At 38.2% G+C, this 19,239-nt stretch carries 16 protein-coding genes and 1 pseudogene; 16 read left to right on the plus strand and 1 reads right to left on the minus strand.

The window, feature by feature from the left end; translation table 11 throughout:
- Window positions 1–190: 190 nt before the first annotated feature.
- From AC58QO_RS33415 to AC58QO_RS33450, 8 genes are all read left to right on the plus strand, one after another.
- Window positions 191–889: a hypothetical protein gene (locus AC58QO_RS33415; RefSeq protein WP_497273185.1), complete on the plus strand. Its 699-nt coding sequence runs from the start codon at window positions 191–193 to the stop codon at window positions 887–889.
- A 152-nt stretch (window positions 890–1,041) separates the two neighbouring features.
- Window positions 1,042–1,698 (plus strand): hypothetical protein, encoded by a 657-nt coding sequence (locus AC58QO_RS33420; RefSeq protein ID WP_497273187.1) that lies wholly within the window; start codon window positions 1,042–1,044, stop codon window positions 1,696–1,698.
- A gap of 39 nt (window positions 1,699–1,737) precedes the next feature.
- Window positions 1,738–2,751, plus strand: a complete 1,014-nt coding sequence (locus AC58QO_RS33425) for an OLD family protein (protein ID WP_497273189.1) — start codon at window positions 1,738–1,740, stop codon at window positions 2,749–2,751.
- Window positions 2,752–3,298: 547 nt separating this feature from the next.
- Window positions 3,299–4,207: an HNH endonuclease gene (locus AC58QO_RS33430; protein ID WP_497273191.1), complete on the plus strand. Its 909-nt coding sequence runs from the start codon at window positions 3,299–3,301 to the stop codon at window positions 4,205–4,207.
- A 634-nt stretch (window positions 4,208–4,841) separates the two neighbouring features.
- Window positions 4,842–7,283: a hypothetical protein gene (locus AC58QO_RS33435; protein WP_497273193.1), complete on the plus strand. Its 2,442-nt coding sequence runs from the start codon at window positions 4,842–4,844 to the stop codon at window positions 7,281–7,283.
- Window positions 7,284–7,764: 481 nt separating this feature from the next.
- Window positions 7,765–8,049 (plus strand): hypothetical protein, encoded by a 285-nt coding sequence (locus AC58QO_RS33440; RefSeq protein WP_497273195.1) that lies wholly within the window; start codon window positions 7,765–7,767, stop codon window positions 8,047–8,049.
- Window positions 8,050–8,207: 158 nt separating this feature from the next.
- Window positions 8,208–8,420 carry an FxLYD domain-containing protein gene (locus AC58QO_RS33445; RefSeq protein ID WP_497273197.1) on the plus strand — a complete coding sequence of 71 codons (213 nt, stop codon included), beginning with the start codon at window positions 8,208–8,210 and terminating at the stop codon, window positions 8,418–8,420.
- A 411-nt stretch (window positions 8,421–8,831) separates the two neighbouring features.
- Window positions 8,832–9,305: a nucleoside deaminase gene (locus tag AC58QO_RS33450; protein WP_497273199.1), complete on the plus strand. Its 474-nt coding sequence runs from the start codon at window positions 8,832–8,834 to the stop codon at window positions 9,303–9,305.
- 141 nt (window positions 9,306–9,446) lie between these two features.
- Here AC58QO_RS33450 and AC58QO_RS33455 read toward each other — a convergent pair whose 3' ends face one another.
- The gene (locus AC58QO_RS33455) at window positions 9,447–9,872 is read right to left on the minus strand and encodes a hypothetical protein (RefSeq protein WP_497273201.1); all 426 of its coding nucleotides are present in this window, start codon (window positions 9,870–9,872) and stop codon (window positions 9,447–9,449) included.
- Between the two features lie 237 nt (window positions 9,873–10,109).
- Here AC58QO_RS33455 and AC58QO_RS33460 point away from each other — a divergent pair, with 237 nt between their 5' ends.
- The 8 genes and pseudogenes from AC58QO_RS33460 to AC58QO_RS33495 all read left to right on the plus strand — a co-directional run bounded on the left by AC58QO_RS33460 (window position 10,110) and on the right by AC58QO_RS33495 (window position 18,875).
- A complete protein-coding gene (locus AC58QO_RS33460) occupies window positions 10,110–10,697 on the plus strand; it encodes a hypothetical protein (protein WP_497273203.1) in 588 nt (195 codons plus the stop codon).
- 743 nt (window positions 10,698–11,440) lie between these two features.
- Complete coding sequence (locus tag AC58QO_RS33465; protein WP_497273205.1) at window positions 11,441–11,971, plus strand: helix-turn-helix domain-containing protein; 531 nt, start codon at window positions 11,441–11,443, stop codon at window positions 11,969–11,971.
- Between the two features lie 726 nt (window positions 11,972–12,697).
- On the plus strand, window positions 12,698–14,227 hold the full coding sequence (locus AC58QO_RS33470; RefSeq protein WP_497273207.1) for a hypothetical protein: 1,530 nt from the start codon (window positions 12,698–12,700) through the stop codon (window positions 14,225–14,227).
- A 749-nt stretch (window positions 14,228–14,976) separates the two neighbouring features.
- Window positions 14,977–15,351 (plus strand): ArsR/SmtB family transcription factor, encoded by a 375-nt coding sequence (locus tag AC58QO_RS33475; protein ID WP_497273209.1) that lies wholly within the window; start codon window positions 14,977–14,979, stop codon window positions 15,349–15,351.
- 31 nt (window positions 15,352–15,382) lie between these two features.
- Window positions 15,383–15,736 (plus strand): annotated as a pseudogene (locus AC58QO_RS33480) (zinc-ribbon domain-containing protein); the annotation flags it as partial.
- 27 nt (window positions 15,737–15,763) lie between these two features.
- Window positions 15,764–17,059 carry a zinc-ribbon domain-containing protein gene (locus tag AC58QO_RS33485; RefSeq protein WP_497273214.1) on the plus strand — a complete coding sequence of 432 codons (1,296 nt, stop codon included), beginning with the start codon at window positions 15,764–15,766 and terminating at the stop codon, window positions 17,057–17,059.
- 445 nt (window positions 17,060–17,504) lie between these two features.
- Window positions 17,505–17,741 carry a hypothetical protein gene (locus tag AC58QO_RS33490; protein WP_497273211.1) on the plus strand — a complete coding sequence of 79 codons (237 nt, stop codon included), beginning with the start codon at window positions 17,505–17,507 and terminating at the stop codon, window positions 17,739–17,741.
- A gap of 144 nt (window positions 17,742–17,885) precedes the next feature.
- On the plus strand, window positions 17,886–18,875 hold the full coding sequence (locus AC58QO_RS33495; protein WP_497273213.1) for a restriction endonuclease: 990 nt from the start codon (window positions 17,886–17,888) through the stop codon (window positions 18,873–18,875).
- Window positions 18,876–19,239: the final 364 nt, after the last annotated feature.

Here is a 19,239-nt window from a genome sequence, read left to right on the forward strand (position 1 = left end):
TATCTTTAAGTAGAGCAGTCTCTTTAAGAATTTTGTGTTTTAAGAAAGGCAGCTTCATATCATCTTCAACCTGCTTAAACCAATGGTCTAAATCTTCTTCACTTATCTGTTATTTCTTATTTCTTCGGATCACAAAGTCATAGTATTGAAGATGATGACAGAGGAGAAAGTGGCGGAGGTGTAAGTAGTCGTGAAAAAACCATTGAAATTGTACGGCGGGAAACTTAAATATTATCAGTGGGCTAAGAAAGTAATAAAAGAATTGGATGATCAAATTACAAGTGAAGATTCTGAAATAGAAAAGATTCGTTTATCTGGATATATAAACGGAGTTGAGGATACTTTGCTCCTTGGACACCAAGAGGCGATTGACTTACTCTTATCAATTAAAGAAGATATTTCGGAAATGTTGGATTCTGATCCAGAATTATTTGATTTAACGATTATTGAGCTTAAAGGGTATGTTGAGGGAATTGAGCTTGTTTTAAATCAGAATAGATATATGTTCAATGAAAAGTTCCCTGCATTCTTGTTGGTCTTTTCGAAAGATGAAGCATTATTAAACGAGCTGAGATTCGTTCTACATAATAAATTTGATTTATGTAAATATGAGGCTGGTGCTGATGGCTATTTGACAAAGAATTCCGCAATTTTTACTTCATCCGAAAATGAAGCCATGGAGATTCTGAATTCGGTCAACAAGGAAAAAGTTGATGTGCTTTTTTCATGTATATTTAGTGTGTTGGAGACTGAAGTTAACACTTTTGAGTTAAATGAAGCGATAGCTGAGGCCATCTATATTAATACAATAGTCTTAAAGACAAAACCAACTAATTTGGGTAAATTTTCAAGAAATCTTTACAACGATGTTCAATTTAGCAAACACTAACCTGCATAGAAAGGGTAGGTATGGCCGAGCTAATTCTAAATGTCCACGAATATTACCGATTGTCTGCACCGCTCACATACGGAGCTCTGAATGTGCAAAACGGCAATTACATTCTACTATAATGACAATATATTAAAGAAGGGATGGTAATTATGTCTTCACAACAATCCAACTTAATTAAATCCTTTAATATGATGACTTATAAGTCATTGTTGGGGTTAACGAAACCAGACGACTTGGAAAGAGCAAGACAAGGAGCAGAGCCTGATATTTTCGATTTTAAGAGGATTAATGTTTTTATCGGTCCCAACAATAGTGGTAAATCAAATGTTATTAACTACTTCCGTGCAATAAAAGATGGAGAAATGGATTCGCAACAAGACGTGTTTATGTATAAGCAAGAAGTATTTGGGAACACAAAGGATATAGTTCAACTCGAAGACGGTAGAAATGTTTTAATAAGTTTTACTAATGGGAAACTTGAAGAAATGTTTGTTGAGTCAGAAGAAAAATTTCGGGATTCGCTTGTTTTTATTGATGAGGAACGATCGCAAATAAATTTGAATCATATAATGTCATACATGTCAGGAAGAGAAGAATATTGCAGAATCATGTCAAAATGGATTTCTGTAATACTAGAAGAACAAGTCAAAGTAGAACTAAAGAATAGTGAGTTGTATTTCACTTTCAATATTAAGTACTCAGATACTGAAGTTACATTTAAATTAAATCAGTTGGGTAGAGGGGTGCTACAGTCCGTAAAAATATTTTCGTATTTATATTTTCAAACTCTTCAATTAAAAGAATAAGAAATAGGTGCCGCGAACTTTTTTATTGAGGAGCCTGAGATGAATTTTCATAACAAGGCGGTTGTATCATTAATAAACATTTTAAATACAGACCAAATGTTAAATATTCATCGGTATTTTATTGCCACTCATTCAAATGCTTTTATAGATCAGATTAATGATCAAGGAACGATTTGTAGTGTTACACTTGATAAAGATGAACGTTATACGATCCTGACACCTTGTCTAAGAAAAGGTGAGTTACTGACCGCATTAGATTCACTTGGTGTTAAAGCCTCACAACTTCTTCAAAGCAATGTTGTGATATGGATCGAAGGCCCTAGCGATCGAATATATCTAAAACATTGGATTTCGCTTATGCATCCGACTCTTATTGAGGGTAAACACTACTCATTCTTAATGTACGGTGGGTCTCTATTAGACTATTATTCGGTTTTTGTTGATGATGTCCCTTGGGTGAAACACGAGTTTATGGATATTATGCAAACCAGTCGATATGCCATTCTGATAGCTGATAAGGATAGGAATACTGAGTATGATAGTCTTAAGCCAAGATTAAAAAACATTGTTGACACTATAGATAAATTAGATTCCAAAGAAAGATCCTACACCGATTATCACATAACAAAAGGCAGGGAAATTGAAAACTATATCAATCAAGAAATCATGATTGAGGCATTATGCACTGACCGCTTTAAGCGTCAATCAGTTTCATATACTATGCCTTGTGGGAAAATAGAAACAATTAAACTTGGGCGACCCGAGAGGTCAAATCTGCCGAGCACTTTCAAGTTTACATGCGATCAATCTTTTGATTTAGTGTTTTCAAAGCTATACCTTACAGAAACGATAATACATGAACATCAAATTGATATAGAAGTTAACGAAACTAGATACAATTATATAATAAAAAAACTGTCGAGTGGTTTTAAAAAAGTCGAGGTAGCAGAAGAAGTCATTAAACTCTATCAAGCAGAAAAAGATCTAGAAGAAGGTTCTGATCTTTACAGTTTTGTGCAACAAATTGTAGACTTCATTTTGAAGGCACAATAATTTGCAGAACGTAATTCATACCAAATGATCTCTTATACATTTTTGAGCAATTGTTTTCGATGACTGATACAGACCTTTAAACTTCGTCGGAGCGTTTAGGTTACTTATTATACCGTGCAGCTTCAGTATGAGCAAATCACAAAGACAGGCTAATATTGTTCTGAGCTAAATTTATTTATTCTTTTGGAGGTGTAACTGCTGCAAGACTTTATATGTGGCCCCTGCGCTCAAACTAATCAATTTAATCTTGATTTGCGAATTGCAATAGCTGTCTCTTTAAAAAGAGGGTATGCATACGAATGCAGTCAATGCTCTCAAATAATCATATTACAGGTATATAGCGCGCTCGTTATCACTACTGGTGATTTGGCACAAGATACTGCCAGTACTCCTGTAAGAGAGTCTGAAGCTGTAACAAGTGGTAACGATGACACTATAGCGCCTGCGACAAATAACCTAGACGTGGAACAAATGGAGTTATTTTGAGATTTGAAACATTTCATTGTCACATAATCAGTTTCGAAGAAAGCCGATGGAGGGAAAGCTCATGGGCAAAAGGAAAGGCGAGGACAAGGACCATTCGCGGCATTATGAAATTGCCAGAGAGTGGGCGGAAGATTATCTGCTGCGGAGCGGGGCGACCAGCGTCAGGCATCTGAGTGACAACTTCTTATTAGACGATCAAGGTCACGGGGTTCATCTGTATACAAGGCGGCTTGATGAACGGAATAACCCGTACCGCAAGTCAGGACTCGAGAGTTTTGATTATAAGAAGGACAAAGAAACCTTTAAATGTAAATCCGTGGAAGCCGTGCTTGTACGGACGTATGAACGGGCGGGAGAATATCAGAAAGGATTATGTTATCTGGTTAGAGTCCCGTGGCACTGCATAGAGAATGGTGACATCGATATTCAGTTCAAGCCGGAGCGAATGAATAAAGAATACGAATATATTCCGCTCGATCCCGACCGATTCACGAAACAGACGATGAACGTAACCTTAAGCCCCGAAGAAGAAGCTGAAGCTTTTGTTGCTGAGATCGAGCGAGGCGATCTTTCCGACACCGAGCGGGAGCGATTGATCCGTGTACGTGTCGGGCAGTCGCTCTTTAAGGATAAGCTGCTAGAACGCACCCAGCAGTGTGAATACTGCGGATTCGCTAATGTTAACTACCTTAGGGCGAGTCACGTGAAAGACTGGAGTAAGTGCGAAACGAAGTTCGAACGACTGGATCCTTACAACGGGCTTTTACTTTGCCCAGATCACGATGTGGCGTTCGATCGTAAGGACATCTCGTTCGATGAATCGGGATACACGCTTATCTCTTCACATCTGAGCATGCAGGACCGGGTACATCTTCGAATTGATCCTGCCAAGCAAATAAAACTTACGCAACATCAGCAGGCGTACATGGGATGGCACCGTGAAGCCTGTGGGTTCAGCCCCAAAGAGTAACTTTATATACTTAACTGGGATAGCCTATAGCTGCGTTGACAAAAAAACAGCCTTAATTTAGACTTAACGTAATTGTATTTGAATTGATCTGACGAAGCACGTCGAGATTCCTTATTGGGGTCTCGACTTCTATTTTTTACTAAGGAATTTTTAAAAACAGAACCAGTCAACCTTCAATTATGGGGATAAAATTGAACTCTATCATGCAGAACCTAGTAGACTTCTTGTTTACAAATCAAGGCGTAAGATTACCTGTGGGTGTACAAACACAAACCTAATACTTCACACAACAAGACTTTAGTAAGAATCCATGAATTAACAACGCAATGAAACAGCCCGCTACCTGAGCGGGTTCTCAAGGAATGTTTGAGTCGCTTCAACGTACATCGATCTGCTTCGAATACGTACCCCTTAATACTTATATTTCTCATCTCCACTTGAAATCAAATGATCTTACATAGGAAATGGATTAATAAATCAAAAATGATAGACAATTCATCCAAATTTCCCCTATAATCTAATATGACAACGGTACTTTAGACCTAGACAGTGAAGGGTTACACGTTTGGAATTCTCAGTAATAATTAGTCGCATTTTCGTTGTATATAGGATACAGCCGAGGGGGAACAGCCACATGAAAAAGACATTGTTAGTTTGCCTAACAAGTATTAGCATTGCCGCATTAGCATTTGCAGGAAACGCAAATGCATCTTATGACGGAGATAATCTAGAACTACAAAAAGAAACATTGATATCTGTTGGGTTTAATTGGGGGGACCCAATAAGCGGTATCTCACCTAAATATACTATTAAAATTGAGAGCCCGAAAAAAGCAGCGGCCTGGAACAGCGTTGTGAATTTAATACCATATGGAGACTCAATTTATGATATTACTCACGGAGAGATTTCTTTTGATTCGTGGTCTTCGACTACTTTTGAAGCAATTGGGGGTAAAATTACTGAGAAAATTAAGCTTAATGATAGATATAAAAAAGTAAATAAAGTTATTTCAGACTTTATTAATAAAAATGACAAGTATGAAATCGCAAAATCAATTAAGGAATCCTATTCTGTCTATGAAGATGGGAAATTAGTATTTGATACCGCTAAATTTATCTGGGATACTCACGAAATTTTAAATAAAGATTCAGATGCAACAAATCTAACAATGAGTATGACTGCATATGCAATACTTTCGGGAGAAGGATATACTTATAACGATAAAGAATTCCAAAAACTAACTCCTCCATTTGATGATCCGTTTTATTGGTCTAAATATGCGGGGACAGATTCTGAAATAAGTATTTTTTTATCTGACAACAAGATATTATATGGGGTTCCTGGAGGATATGGATATGCAGGGTCTAAGGACGATAAATTGATTCTAAAAATTTATCCGAACATATCTGCTCCAAGATCAGGCTCAGATTTAAGAGAGATGTTGTTTGACTTATATCACTTAAATGAAGCTGGGATTGAAGGGACACCCTTTAAAGGCGAAACAAAATATACTGAATATGCATCTAGTCTATATATTGACTATCTACTTCAAGAGGTTTCAACATATCTGAACAGTACGCTTAACAACATGTCTGAAGATGATTTAAAGGTAATTCCGACAAAAGAAACTGTCAGTGCGGAGACGGCCAAGCAACAATCGAATGAAAATTTTCAAAAAGCTAAATATTACTTTGAACAAGGCAGCTATTATAACGCTGTTTCTTTTGCTGGAAATGCATTTGATCAAGGTTACAAATCATCCGATGTTACAACATTAATGAATAAATCCGCGCAGCTATTGTCCGAATCTGCATGGACGGACTACACAAATAACAAAAAAACGGATGCATATGAAAAGTATAGAAAGCTCAGTATTACTACCGATGTACCTGAAAACTTAAAGAGAAATGCTATAGCCAATATGGAAGTAATCATTCCAACAAAAGATTATAAAGATGCCAAATATTATTTTGATCAAGGAAGCTATTATAACGCTGTTTCTTTTGCTGGGAATGCAATGGACAAAGGCAATACAACACCTGAAGTGACTGCTTTGATGAATAAATCCGCGCAATTGTTATCCGAATCTGCATGGACAGACTACACAAATAACAAAAAAACCGATGCATATGAAAAGTATAGAAAATTGGGTGAAACAACAGGTGTACCTGTTGACTTGAAAAAAAATGCTATAGCCAATATGGAAGCAATCATTCCAACGAAAGATTATAAAGATGCTAAGTACTACTTCGAGCAAGGTAATTACTATAATGCTGTCTATTATGCTGGGAAGGCTATGGACAAAGGTAACACAACAGTCGAAGTAACCAACTTAATGAATAAATCCGCAAAAATTTTCTCGGATTTAGCCTGGACGGACTACACAAACAACAAAAAGACGGATGCATATGAAAAGTATAGAGTATTGAGTGAAACAACAGGTGTACCTGTTGACTTGAAGAAAAATGCTACGGCAAATATGGAAATAATCATTCCTACGAAAGATTATAAAGATGCTAAGTACTACTTCGAGCAAGGTAATTACTATAATGCTGTCTATTATGCTGGGAAAGCTATGGATAAAGGTAACACAACCGTCGAAGTAACCAACCTAATGAATAAATCCGCAAAAATTTTCTCGGATTTAGCCTGGACGGACTACTCAAACAACAAAAAGACGGATGCATATGAAAAGTATAGAGTATTGAGTGAAACAACAGGGGTACCTGTTGACTTGAAGAAAAATGCTACGGCAAATATGGAAATAATCATTCCTACGAAAGATTATAAAGATGCTAAGTACTACTTCGAGCAAGGTAATTACTATAATTCTGTCTATTATGCTGGGAAAGCTATGGATAAAGGTAACACAACAGTCGAAGTAACCAACCTAATGAATAAATCCGCAAAAATTTTCTCGGATTTAGCCTGGATGGATTACAAAAACAACAAAAAAACGGATGCATATGAAAAGTATAAATTATTGAGTGAAACGACAGGTGTACCTGTAGACTTGAAGAAAAATGCATCCACTAATATGAAAATAATTTCAACAAGCACTTATGGAGCAAAATAAATAAATCAAATACTAACAAGCGCACATTAAAACAGGAGAAGGCTGGGCAAGTGGATCGGCAGTCTTCTCAACGGGCAGTTTAACGCGCGGTAGGTCGAGGGTAAAGCCTTCAATATTTTGAAAAAACCCAAAGAAAGACCTCTACGTTTATGAATTTAAAAAAGATGAAGAAAGATAAATAGGACTCGAGGCTTTTGAAGCAATAGCACTTCAAGATGATAAATTAAGGACGAGCGCAAAATAGCAAAAAGTTTTGAAGGAGGTATTATAGAATCAAGAAAATATTATTGACAGTTTTATAGGTAGCAGTAATAGCAACAGTGCTAGTTTGCTTACAAGTGAACAATTGAAATGACTAGCATAAATAAGGCTGAATCGAACGGAGATAAAGTTGTTCAATGGCATAGAGAGAACGTTCCAATCGTTCATGAAACTGTTGCTAAATACTTTATCACGCCTAAATAATGGGAGGCTAAATTATATGGCCATTTTTGATGTGTTTGATTGTATTGATACTATGGATAAGACGACTTCATTTTATTTGGCTTCTGTAAAACATAATGAGATTAAGATTAATAAGGTAGTACACTACTTAGAAACTCATTTCGTTGAACAGTATACATTAAATGTTTCTGTTGGATCAGAAATTACATTGAAGATTGGGGAAAGTTTTGGACAGAAATTAACTATGAGAGTTAAAGGGATTGATCCTATGTTCAATTCTATCGAATTGGAGGGGAGAAGAATGAATGGCAGCGCCTTTTAGCATATTTAATGACCTAATATAACAAGTTAAAAGGGCCGCGTCAACATTGCCAAACTGAGGCAATGTTTTTTATGTTTTACTTTAAAAAAGGAACAGTTTGCCCCGGATGGAAAAGCAACAAGCGATAACATTAGTAACTTATTTCCTCTATAAGCTACGTGCAAATTGAAATTAATTTATATGATGATTCCGGTGCGCAGGTAGGGAGTACATTTGCCAATTCTAATAACTTAGAAGCAGGGGGAACGTGGAAGTTTAAGGCCTTTATTCTTGAAGAGAATACGAAGAAATTCAAGATTAAAAGCATAAGTTTACGCTCTTTATCCCCTTTACCAATAATTGATATGGTACCTTCGTATTCATCTATATGAATTAAATCAATACTAACAAGCTCAGACACGCGGAGTCCAAGAAGGAGGAAGCTGACTGTAATTAGATAATCACGCTCCGCAATCTTTCGCTTCATAGCTACACGTTCCATCTTTACTGCATCTTCTAAAGTAAGACTTTTTGGGATTCTAGTCTCGAGTTTAGGAGAGTCAATAGACTGAGCAACATCGTATTTGAGATATTGCTGCTTAATTATGGCTTAATGTATTTCATTCGTGGTAAGTACAGTGATATTACGGTTAGAAAACAAAACGCGTGGGAGATATGATGCTTGTAGATAGATTGAAAATACATTTGGATCATCGCATATCAGTTTTTTGAGCGGGTTTGTTGTATATTGTATTACGAACAATTGTAAGGGCAACAGCAGCACATGAAGGAGGCCGTGTAAAATGAAAGATCAGGATATCCAATATTTGAAGCGATGCATTGAGCTCGCTAAGGCCGCTCTGGAAGCAGGAGACGAACCTTTTGGTTCCATCCTCGTATCCTCAGACGGAAAAGTTTTATTCGAAGACCATAATCATGTCGCCGGTGGTGATCATACACAACATCCAGAATTTGCTATAGCACGATGGGCGGCTAATCATCTAAGTGTAGAAGAACGGCGCACTGCGACGGTCTACACGTCCGGTGAGCACTGTCCGATGTGCGCTGCGGCGCACGGTTGGGTCGAACTCGGACGTATTGTATACGCGAGCTCATCTGCGCAACTGACCGCTTGGCTCGGCGATCTGTGCGTCCCCGCATCCCGCGTGCGAAATCTGCGTATTCAGGACGTCATCCAGGATACGATCATTGAAGGCCCGGTACCGGAACTTGCGGAGCAAGTTCGTGAACTGCATCGTCGCTTCCACTCAAAGTAAAAAGATGTAATAAGTTTGGGCAGCAATTAATAGGAGCAAATCGCTTGACTGCGATTTGCTCCTATTATCATTTCATGTACAGACTCATCTAGTAGGCCATTACTAACAGAGGAAAGCCGGCATTCATACGATGCACGATATTCATTGCTTTCCCACTATTGGGTCTAATTCTGATCTTAAACGTTTCTCAACTTCAGTTACCATTGGGAATAAATCTACATGTTCAAACTCTCTTAAGTCAGAACTAGATACCCGAAACTTAACGTGTTCAAACTCACTACGACCTTTTAAACGGAGTCCATATGTACTTGAATAGTACCCTTCATGATGTTCTTGAATACGTTCAAAGACGTTCCCACTCTTTCCTAAGTAAAGCGGAATAAAACCATTTTTAAATCGATTGTCATCATCATACTGTGAAAAGTGAACTCGAGCTCTACTTTTGTAAAACTTTGGCGTACACTCTACAGATCCCCATAGTTCCCCGATCTTATCTACCCATACTTCAAATTTTTTCTTAACCGGTCCCTGATATGATTTCTCCCACTGATCATATATTCTCGACAAATCCGCCTCGAATAAATAGATACCTGCACGTTCTAAATGGCGAATTTTGCATTCACTATATTAGTATGATGAAATAGTAAAGTCATATGAGCTACGTTGTGTCAGCAACTCATCTTTTGTGCGTTTAGTTATGTAATTAATGAGTTCTTTTTGCTTATCTTGAAAATCTCTTATTGTTTCTTGTAGCTGTTTTTTATCCATTTGCAGTTCAACCCACTCTCAGAAAATACATTTATTATGATATCTTTAGACGCGTATCCCAAAGAAATATTGTTCGAGAAGTATGGTGACGATATCGATAAAGAAACAATTCTAACTGTGATTGATGAGAGCATAAGATACCAATCGCTTGGTGATACGAACCCTATCTTGTGGTTTTTACTAGGATTAATCTTTAATATAATCCCAGTTATTTTATTGGGTGGAGAAGCTATAGTTAAAAGAAGTGATACACAAATCGAAGAAATAGAGTCTGAACCTGTACTTAGCTTAGGTCTTATTATCACTTCTGTACTCATATTCATTTGGTCGGCACTTTTCTTTATTTATCTAACTACTTATATCATAAAGGCTTTGGATTTATACCCTTTTGTGCAATTATCAAAAATGGATTATGCAATTATTGGCTGGGATTTCGTTGTGGTTGCAGTTTATATTGTAACTGGTATTGGAGTCATAAAATTGAAATATTGGGGCTATACATTAGGAATTGGATCCAATATCCTCAATACCATCATTTTTCTATTCAAATTCAATGAAAATCCACTTTACATAATTTTTTTTAATAATTCAAATTTCCATCTTGATACTTTTACTCTTTTGTAGAAAAGATTTTGGAGGTTATAAAATTACGAGAAAAATTACAGGAAGTGACAGAAAAATGACGCTATAAGCACAGAGGAAAAAATGAGTGAAGCAAAGGAGGAGCATGAGGCTCCTCATTTCAAAGGGAATAAGTCACAGTCACGTCAATAAAATAGAACAACTCCAATGCCCGGGTATATTGCATCCGGGTATTTTCTGTCTTATCATAAAGGTCTGCTTTGGGAAATGGGATCAAGTTCTTGTCAACCAACATCAGAAACAACAACAACAACTTAGGATAAGCGGGGTCCTTCCAAGTTGGCCAAGCGCTTTCTGTTTTTTTATTTTGCTCGGCAATGATCCAGAACAACTAATATTTGGTTTATCTCACGTTCGATTTCAAAAATCTTCGCTTGGTCATTTGAAGGTACTAGATGATAAAAATCAATGGTATCCTGATATATCTTCATTAGCATTTGCAGACGAGCTGCGTGCATGTATATATCAATTGTAGGCGTATGGCTAAGTTTAGGAAGTAGTGTGCATAGATTTTGGATCGTAATCTTTGCAACAGAAGCGCGCAAGCAACAAATTCCCGACGAGCGGGCGGGATCATTAAGGTGTTCCTTTCGGATAAATCCTCGAGACGCCGGCGGCGGATTCAAAAATACATTTTATATGTTTATAAACCACATTTTACAAATGTATCATTTTATATTATTATAAAATTAGTTTTATAAAGGCTGAGAATGGTGGTGGGGACTTTGGATATTAATCAAGCGGCTGAGTTGTTGGGTGTTCATTACCAAACTGTACGCAATATGATTCAGGATGGGAGATTAAATGCATTAAAGGAAAATGGTGTATGGAATATATCTGAAGAGAGTATAAAGGAAATCTTGAATGACAAAATCAGTAAAGTGAATCATTCTATGCAATTAGCAGAAGCAATTTTAGTACTCGATGAATATCGAGTTCGGGAGTTAAAAAATGCTGAAAAAACTTTGGTTGAAGATTGCAGAGAACTCGTTGAACGTTACGAAAAGTATTTGAGCGTAAAAGATGATACAAAGATTCCACAAGAACAGAAAGATCGTGAAAGACTAGGGTATAGTGCTGCAATTGATATTGTTGGCGAAAGTCATAGAGCTGTTGTAGATGCATTGCAAGTTAAATGGTTCTTAAATGGTATAACAGCAGAGGCAAACAATGCTTTGAAAAGTAGTATCAGGTCTTCTTTAGACAATCATACGAAGGCTCTTACTAATAAATTAAGTGAGACTTTGCTTTATTAGGTTGGAATATCCCACTTGTGAATACTGAAAACTGCTAGCTTAAGCCGTTCCCAGTGTAATTGGACCATTTTTAAAACAGTAAATTACGTATGCAGATTTCCTTCATTAATAATCTGGTGATTCCCGAGAAAGAGGTAACTTGTATGGTCAGTTCTAATATTGGTTTAGATGGCTTTAGTATAGGGAAATAAAAATGGGGATCATTGATTCCCTAGGATATAGACTTCCCCGATTTTTTTCTAATTGGATTGCTATGAACCTAGAAAGTGTATATCATCACGCCTGGTGAGACACCCTGAAAGGTATATACGTGCTCTAGAAAAGCAGTCGATCCCAAAAGGAATTGACTGCTTTTCTTTGAATCAAGTGGGGACTGAAATAGTCCTCTGTTTTTGCTCCAGAATCTGAATCTATCCTTCTATTAAAAGGCTGCCCTAATCTAGCAAATGCTAAGAGAATAGGCGTTATAAGCTCCCTTATTGACATTAAAATGAATGTGACACTAAACTACTCCCACTCGCTATACATCTGCGCGCCCGGTTCAAGAACAAATGAGGCGGGCGCGAGAAACCAAAGGAAAATAGCCTAAGGCGCAAAAAGCCTTCGGGCTTTTTTTTGAATCTAAGAGTGTGCAAATAAAGTTGTAGCGGATGCATTTGAATATAAATGGTATTTATTGTAAAAGTTATTTGTGTTAAATAAACGCGCTGAATGGAGTTTTTGTACATGTGCAGAGAAGCTGCTCTAATTAATGCATCAATGGATTATGTAGATCGTGAGTTGCAAGGGGAGGGCTATGTAGCAGGGTTTCCAAATTTTCATCAGTCTAATCCTGGGAGTGGCGTTGTCTTTGGTGTTTTTCTAATTAGAAAGGAAGCTGTAGAATTTAGAGCTGTACACGGGGGGGATATTGGAAATCCGGATCGAACTGACATTCGAGTCATGTTTACAACAGCTGCTGATCTAGCTCAAAAATATGGATATCCTGCAGGTATTCCTACTCTTCATCACGATGGTGAAAGAAATCTATATGGATTTTACTTTTTTAAGCAAGGTTTCGCAGAATGGAAAGATGTTAAGGCAGCAGACCTTGGTAATCCAGAAGGTTATGATGCAAGATTTAGAGCCGTCAATGATTATTTCATAAAGAATAACTTGCTGTATACAGGTGCTTTTCCTAATCTTCATCAGCAGGATCACCCTGAGCTAGGTCTATTGTATGGTACAAATTTTCTTAGGGGGGAAGCTGGGGGGCTTCGTGAAATACCACTTTCTGCACTTAATTTGGAAACATATAATAAAGTATTTTGTCCAGACCCTCCTTCTGGAGCTCTTATTGCTTATGCAGTTAGCTTGCACGAAGAAGGAGGGGCCTCACACTCCTCTGGTCCATCAATACCTACTCCAGACTTTGATCACACTTTTGTTCAAAGCAACAGTGGGGACAGATGGGGTTGCTGGGGAAGAGATGAGGATCCGATGAAAAGAGTCATAGCAAGTGGCGGCGGGGATCATAGAATAAAAATCGCGAAGTGCTTAGCTGAGCCTAATGGAACCGCTGGTATTGTATGGTCAGTAACCGGCACATGTCATCAATGTGCTAATCGTATCCTCTTTCCAACTGGGCTAACAGTTTCAAAAGCAAAAGGTTACGCAGCTAGTGTTCTACTTTTCGGAGTTTATGGATTAGATCTACCCATTTTTATGACCAATATTGGAAGGTGTAAAGTTGCAGATAACGGATTACCCATACCAGACTTACCCAATATACCAGGTTTACCTGTCTTGCCAGACCTCCCCGACTTACCAGACTTACCTGACTTACCAGACTTTCCATCATGGTTAACGAGTGATAACACAATGAACATCAATTCTCTTTTTGATGAGGAGGAAAAGATATACCAGTCTAAAATGTTTAGATTACATCTAAATGAACGTAATATAAACAAAATTCATGCAGGCGAAATTGAATTAATCCTACAACGACGGCTAAATGATAGAGTAGATCGAAGTAAGCTGGATGAATTCCAAAACCTTCAATATAATTTACAAAAATATCATCGGTTATTGGTTTCATCTCTTAAAACTGGTGAACTGACTAATGAACAATTCTCCGTAAAAGCAACAGAAAATTTGCTAAATATTATGTGGGAAATTGAGAAGGAAATGGGAGACAAAGACTTTCAGATTGTATTCGATTCATCTCCTGACCATGCATCTCAAATTATTAGAAAGATGCCAATGAATATTGGCTAAATGCGCTGCTAACGCAATGTGTGAGAACAATAGCAGCATTACAAGCGTATTTAGAACAGAGAATGTCGCATGGGGTGTTGACGAATTCGGATTCTTTTATAACTGACTATCATCGCTTACGATAATTCACTCGCTTTGTTGAAAGAAGAAGGATCCCCCTCTAATACGAAAAACCCAGTCGGGAGGGCTGGGTTTTATTCTTTTTCGATAAAATCTATTACTGTAAAATAGCCTGGATAGCTGGTCATATAGCCTATAGTGCATATCAACATATTACCATCACTGCCTTGTCCTTAATGGATAGGTTAAAACCACCACCACAAACAACAACAGCGGCATGATGAGATGATGATGATGATGGGTGAGAGAGAGCAGATGTCGGGTGACAAGAACTTTATCTCATTAATTGCCGCGTAAATCGCGGCTTTTTTATTTTATGGGATCAAGTTCTTGTCACGAGCCAATGACAAGAACTTGATCCCATTCCCGATTTTGACAAGAACTTGATCTCATTCCCGACGGGACCAGTTGAAGTCTTTCTTGTTACACTAATTGTGATTGTAGCGGTGGTATCTGGCTAGAGGATCGACTACCTTTTCTTTATTATTGGACAAACGCTGGTAAGTTTGATTTTGACAACGCGCATCTGTCTCTGTTTTCTTTCCCGATATTGAGAGGAATGAAATAGGGTGCTATAAGCTATATTCGTTCGAACGAATCGGATTACGAACAGAACGAAGTTAAGCAAAATGGAATTCAAGCTTAATATGGAGCAAATCATCGCAGATTTTAAAACCAACACGAAGGTGCTGCAAGCTATCGGCGACGAAACAAGACAGCTTATTATCGCGGCGCTGCTTCAAGCCGGGTGCGAAGGGCTGCGCGTCGGTCGTATTACTGAACAAACCCATTTATCCAGGCCGGCCGATAGCCATCATTTGAGGGTCTTGAAAGAAGCAGGCGTTGTCGAAGTGAGCAAAATCGGGACGAAGAACTATTACTATTTGGACGCATCAAATAATATAGAACAGGAATACAGTTCCTCGTCGTTGAAGAATATCGAACATGAACTTGACTCAACTATTAGGAGGCATAATTTTACGTTAAGCTTTGATCGAGTATAACGGACGTCTATAAGGGAGGGAGAAGCAAACCGTGCTTCCAGAATTGGAAAAAGAGTTTTGTGCAGAATTAAATATAGGCATGACTGCGGCGAATGCCCCTTCAAGCTCTGTGGTATGGTGGGAGTGCAAGATGTGTCAAAACCGTTGGCTGGCTCAAGTCTACGAGAGGGAACAAGGGAGGAAAAAGTGCAGGAGATGCATAAGCCTTGCTTCAACGCATCTTAACCTAGCCCAAGAATGGCACCCTGAGTTGAACGGGGATCTCACACCATATGATGTAACATACGGAAGTACACGCAAAGTCTGGTGGCAATGTTCCCGCAAACCTGCTCATGTTTGGGATGCAACGATAAACAGCAGGACAAATCTCAATAACGGCTGCCGCTACTGTGCGAAGGGAAAGCGGAATTCAGTGACGGAACTCACGTATTATCTCGCTTTACTAGAAGCATTTCCTGATACGGAAAGCGGAAGCAAACTAACTTTCAAAAAAATGGAGGCAGACATCTATATCCCGTCCATTTCGCTTGCGGTTGAATATGACGGGAAATATTATCACAAGAATCTCCGTTCCAAAATAAAAGACGAAACCAAAAACAAAGTTTTTACTGAGTATGGCATACAACTGGTTCGGATCCGGGAATATGGAGCAATTGAGATTGACAATTCCTTCTGCCATATCATTAACTTCTACCTGGATCGTGTGAATTCATTGCAGAATTGTTATGGGCAGCTGCTTAATTATATTGAAGGCATGACCCTAAATCATGAGCTCAAAGAGAAAGTCAAAAAAGCCAGGGAAGTTGACCTTATCGAAAAAAGGAATGAAGCATTTTTATATTTAAACGAAGTACCCAAAGAAAAAAGCCTCGGCTTTTTGTTTCCAGCATTAGTGGAAGAGTGGCACCCGGATTTAAACGGAGATCTGACGCCGTTTGATATATATGCCTATACACATGATAAGTTTTTTTGGCTGTGTTCACTTCAGCACACGTACCCAGCATCGGGTGCGAAGCGAGCAATGGAAGGCACGAAATGCCCTTTTTGTCATGGGAGAGGAAGTGCTATGGTGATTACCTTTAAAAACTCTATTGCCGGCGTATACCCTCATTTGGTAAAAGAGTGGCACCCTACGAAAAATTTATTGAACCCTTCTGAGGTAGCGACTCATTCCAATATTCTGTTTTGGTGGAAATGCTCAGCAGATGAGAGGCATGAATGGGAAGCCGCGCCAGATAAAAGGGCAATCGGAAGGGGTTGCCATTACTGCACGGGTCAAAAGGTGTTGGAGGAAGAAAGTTTGGCAGCTCTGCTTCCACATTTGCTGTCGGAGTGGAATTTCGATAAAAACAATGATCTTGGCATACTCCCCACGGAATTGGGTCCAGGTTCGAACCGATATGTATGGTGGAATTGTCCAAAGGATGCAAGCCATGTTTATGATGCTTCCCCTTGTCAGAGGAAAAGCGGTCGCGGGTGTGCATACTGCGCAGGAAAACGGTTATTGTACGAAGAGAGTCTGGAGTATCTGCGACCTGATATTGCAAGCGAGTGGCATCTAGAGAAGAACAGCAAAAAACCAAGCGAAGTGAAAATAGGGTCTGGAATTCTCGCGTGGTGGAAGTGCACTAATGAACATGAGTGGCAAGATAGAGTGATTCGAAGAACTACCAAAAAAATTGGAGAGAACTGTCCATATTGTAAATAAAAAATCAGGAGGAAATGTAAATGAGCTAAGCGGGCTGAATGGTGCTTAGCTCATTTCTTTTAACATAACCTGGTTACATTATAATGCAGAACTACGGGATAGCTTAACAAGGTTTTCGCCATAAGGACTTCCTCCTTACAAGAAATTAAATTTGTCACTTCAAGACTTTAATGTCTCCCAACAGACGGAAGAATTCATGAAAAACTATCCATTGGGGAGCGGGTCACCCCCCACTTTCTACGCCATTATTATGTAAACGCAGCTTTTGCAAATGGCGCCCCTTTAGATTGGTTCTCTGAGTAATTAGAACATTCGTCAACCAAAATAGCCAAAGAAAACTATTTGAGCCGGTAGTTGAAGAATGAGCGGGATTTCAGCGAATTTGTTGACATAAAGTTGTAATAGCGGACATCAGCTTATAATGAGAGAAAACGAGGCGATCGTGTTGTTTGTTATTAATCCATTGGAAGAAAATCCACCTGCTTCTCAGATCCCCCCTTTTGTAAATGGCTTTACAAGCGGAAACATTAAAGAAGGCGTCTTTTGCTTTGCACTGAACGGGAAAAAGTGGATTTTCGAAGCTTTAGAAGGCAGTTATCAGGCTCGATCCCGGAGCGGGATGCAACAACCTCGTTTGGAGTTACGGGGAGAAAAAGTACGGCAGGATTTATACGTCTTGTAATTGAAGGTTATCTAAATGCTGATGGTTACGACGATGGCGGTTAATATTGCTAAAGGTTAATTTACGAGTCAGCCACATTTCTCGATTTCGTGTTTCTTAGTCAGACAACAATCACCAATTATGTAATATGACTTGAGGTGTACAATGGAGTATTTCTGTCAGAAACATAAAGAAGAATTGTTTGAAAAAATAGAAAATGAGAAAATTGTTACTTATTGCTGCAGTTGTAAAGTCGATTCTATATTTCGAGAGGAAACGGCAGTCTATCTCGCAACTAAAGAACGAATAGAATCAATTAATAAATCAATAAAAGAGAAGTATGAGACAATTTTGTCGACTGAACACATCAAGTATTTGGCAAAAAAGCTTTCTTTAAGTATCTTTCTCACGATTATATTCTTTTATCTTTTTAGCTCTCTCTTATCCATTGTGATTATTATTGTACTTTATGGTTTAGAGGTCATATCCCATCGCTTTATAGGATTACCAGAAAATACAAATATTGAATATTTAAATGAATATAATTACTTGGTGTCTGCTAGTATAATTATTATCTCTGGCTTTATCTTAATTTGGATTTTTGTAGATTACAAAAGGCCTCAACCTAAGTACATAACTGGAACCCGAACCCCTGCACCCGAACGCATGGTCATCGAGAACGAAGTATTAGATGATGCAGAAAATCATTACCACAAAGTTACGTTTTACAAAGAACAGCTATATGAGAAATACATGCTATTTGAAGAAGTAGATCAATTGGATGGCATAGAGTTTAAGCTTTTTATCTCGGATGTATTTAAGCGTAAGGGGTATAAGTTAACATTAACCACGAAAAGTGGCGAAAATGGTATAGACATTATAATCGAGAAGAATGGAAGGAGAATTGGTGTACATTGCAAGAGTAACGGCTCAGTTGGCGTATTAACTATACGAGAAGTGTTCAGAGGAAAATCCTTCTATGATTGCGATGAAGCATTAGTTGTTACAAATTCATCATTTACTTTATCCGCTATAAGGATTGGGCAAAAACTTAACATTAAACTGTGGGATCGCGAAAGAATAATTGAAGAATTAGCCGAAACTCAAACCTCAATTGATTGGGACGAATATTTGAAGAGACTTTACGCCAGATAAAACGGCTTCGGGGAGAAAAGAATACAATCTGAAATAAAATAAAGCTGCGGAGGCGGCCCCGCGCGGGAATGAGATAAAGTTCTTGTCATCCGACAGCAGAAAGAAATGAATGAAATGAATGGTTTATCGCTTGGGTGGGCTTCGGATTGATTCAATGACATATGTATAAAATGCGGGTTTTGTGCATATGTCTCAGATGCTCTTGTAAAACGAATAAGACCTGGCAATAAGCCAGATCTATAATTTAGATCATATTCCTAATATTCACTTCAATTTATCAATCCCTTTAATTTTGCGACGAGCTCATGTCTTTCAAGGATCTGTTTCTCATAGGCATCTAAAAGATCATTAATTCTTTGCTCAA

The organism is Paenibacillus sp. J31R30 (genome assembly GCF_059692115.1).

Coding starts and splice junctions, on each gene's coding strand:
- AC58QO_RS33420 (WP_497273187.1), top strand. CDS start 1,042: ATGTCTTCACAACAATCCAACTTAATTAAATCCTTTAATATGATGACT.
- AC58QO_RS33425 (WP_497273189.1), top strand. CDS start 1,738: ATGAATTTTCATAACAAGGCGGTTGTATCATTAATAAACATTTTAAAT.
- AC58QO_RS33430 (WP_497273191.1), top strand. CDS start 3,299: ATGGGCAAAAGGAAAGGCGAGGACAAGGACCATTCGCGGCATTATGAA.
- AC58QO_RS33435 (WP_497273193.1), top strand. CDS start 4,842: ATGAAAAAGACATTGTTAGTTTGCCTAACAAGTATTAGCATTGCCGCA.
- AC58QO_RS33440 (WP_497273195.1), top strand. CDS start 7,765: ATGGCCATTTTTGATGTGTTTGATTGTATTGATACTATGGATAAGACG.
- AC58QO_RS33450 (WP_497273199.1), top strand. CDS start 8,832: ATGAAAGATCAGGATATCCAATATTTGAAGCGATGCATTGAGCTCGCT.
- AC58QO_RS33460 (WP_497273203.1), top strand. CDS start 10,110: ATGATATCTTTAGACGCGTATCCCAAAGAAATATTGTTCGAGAAGTAT.
- AC58QO_RS33470 (WP_497273207.1), top strand. CDS start 12,698: ATGTGCAGAGAAGCTGCTCTAATTAATGCATCAATGGATTATGTAGAT.
- AC58QO_RS33475 (WP_497273209.1), top strand. CDS start 14,977: ATGGAATTCAAGCTTAATATGGAGCAAATCATCGCAGATTTTAAAACC.
- AC58QO_RS33495 (WP_497273213.1), top strand. CDS start 17,886: ATGGAGTATTTCTGTCAGAAACATAAAGAAGAATTGTTTGAAAAAATA.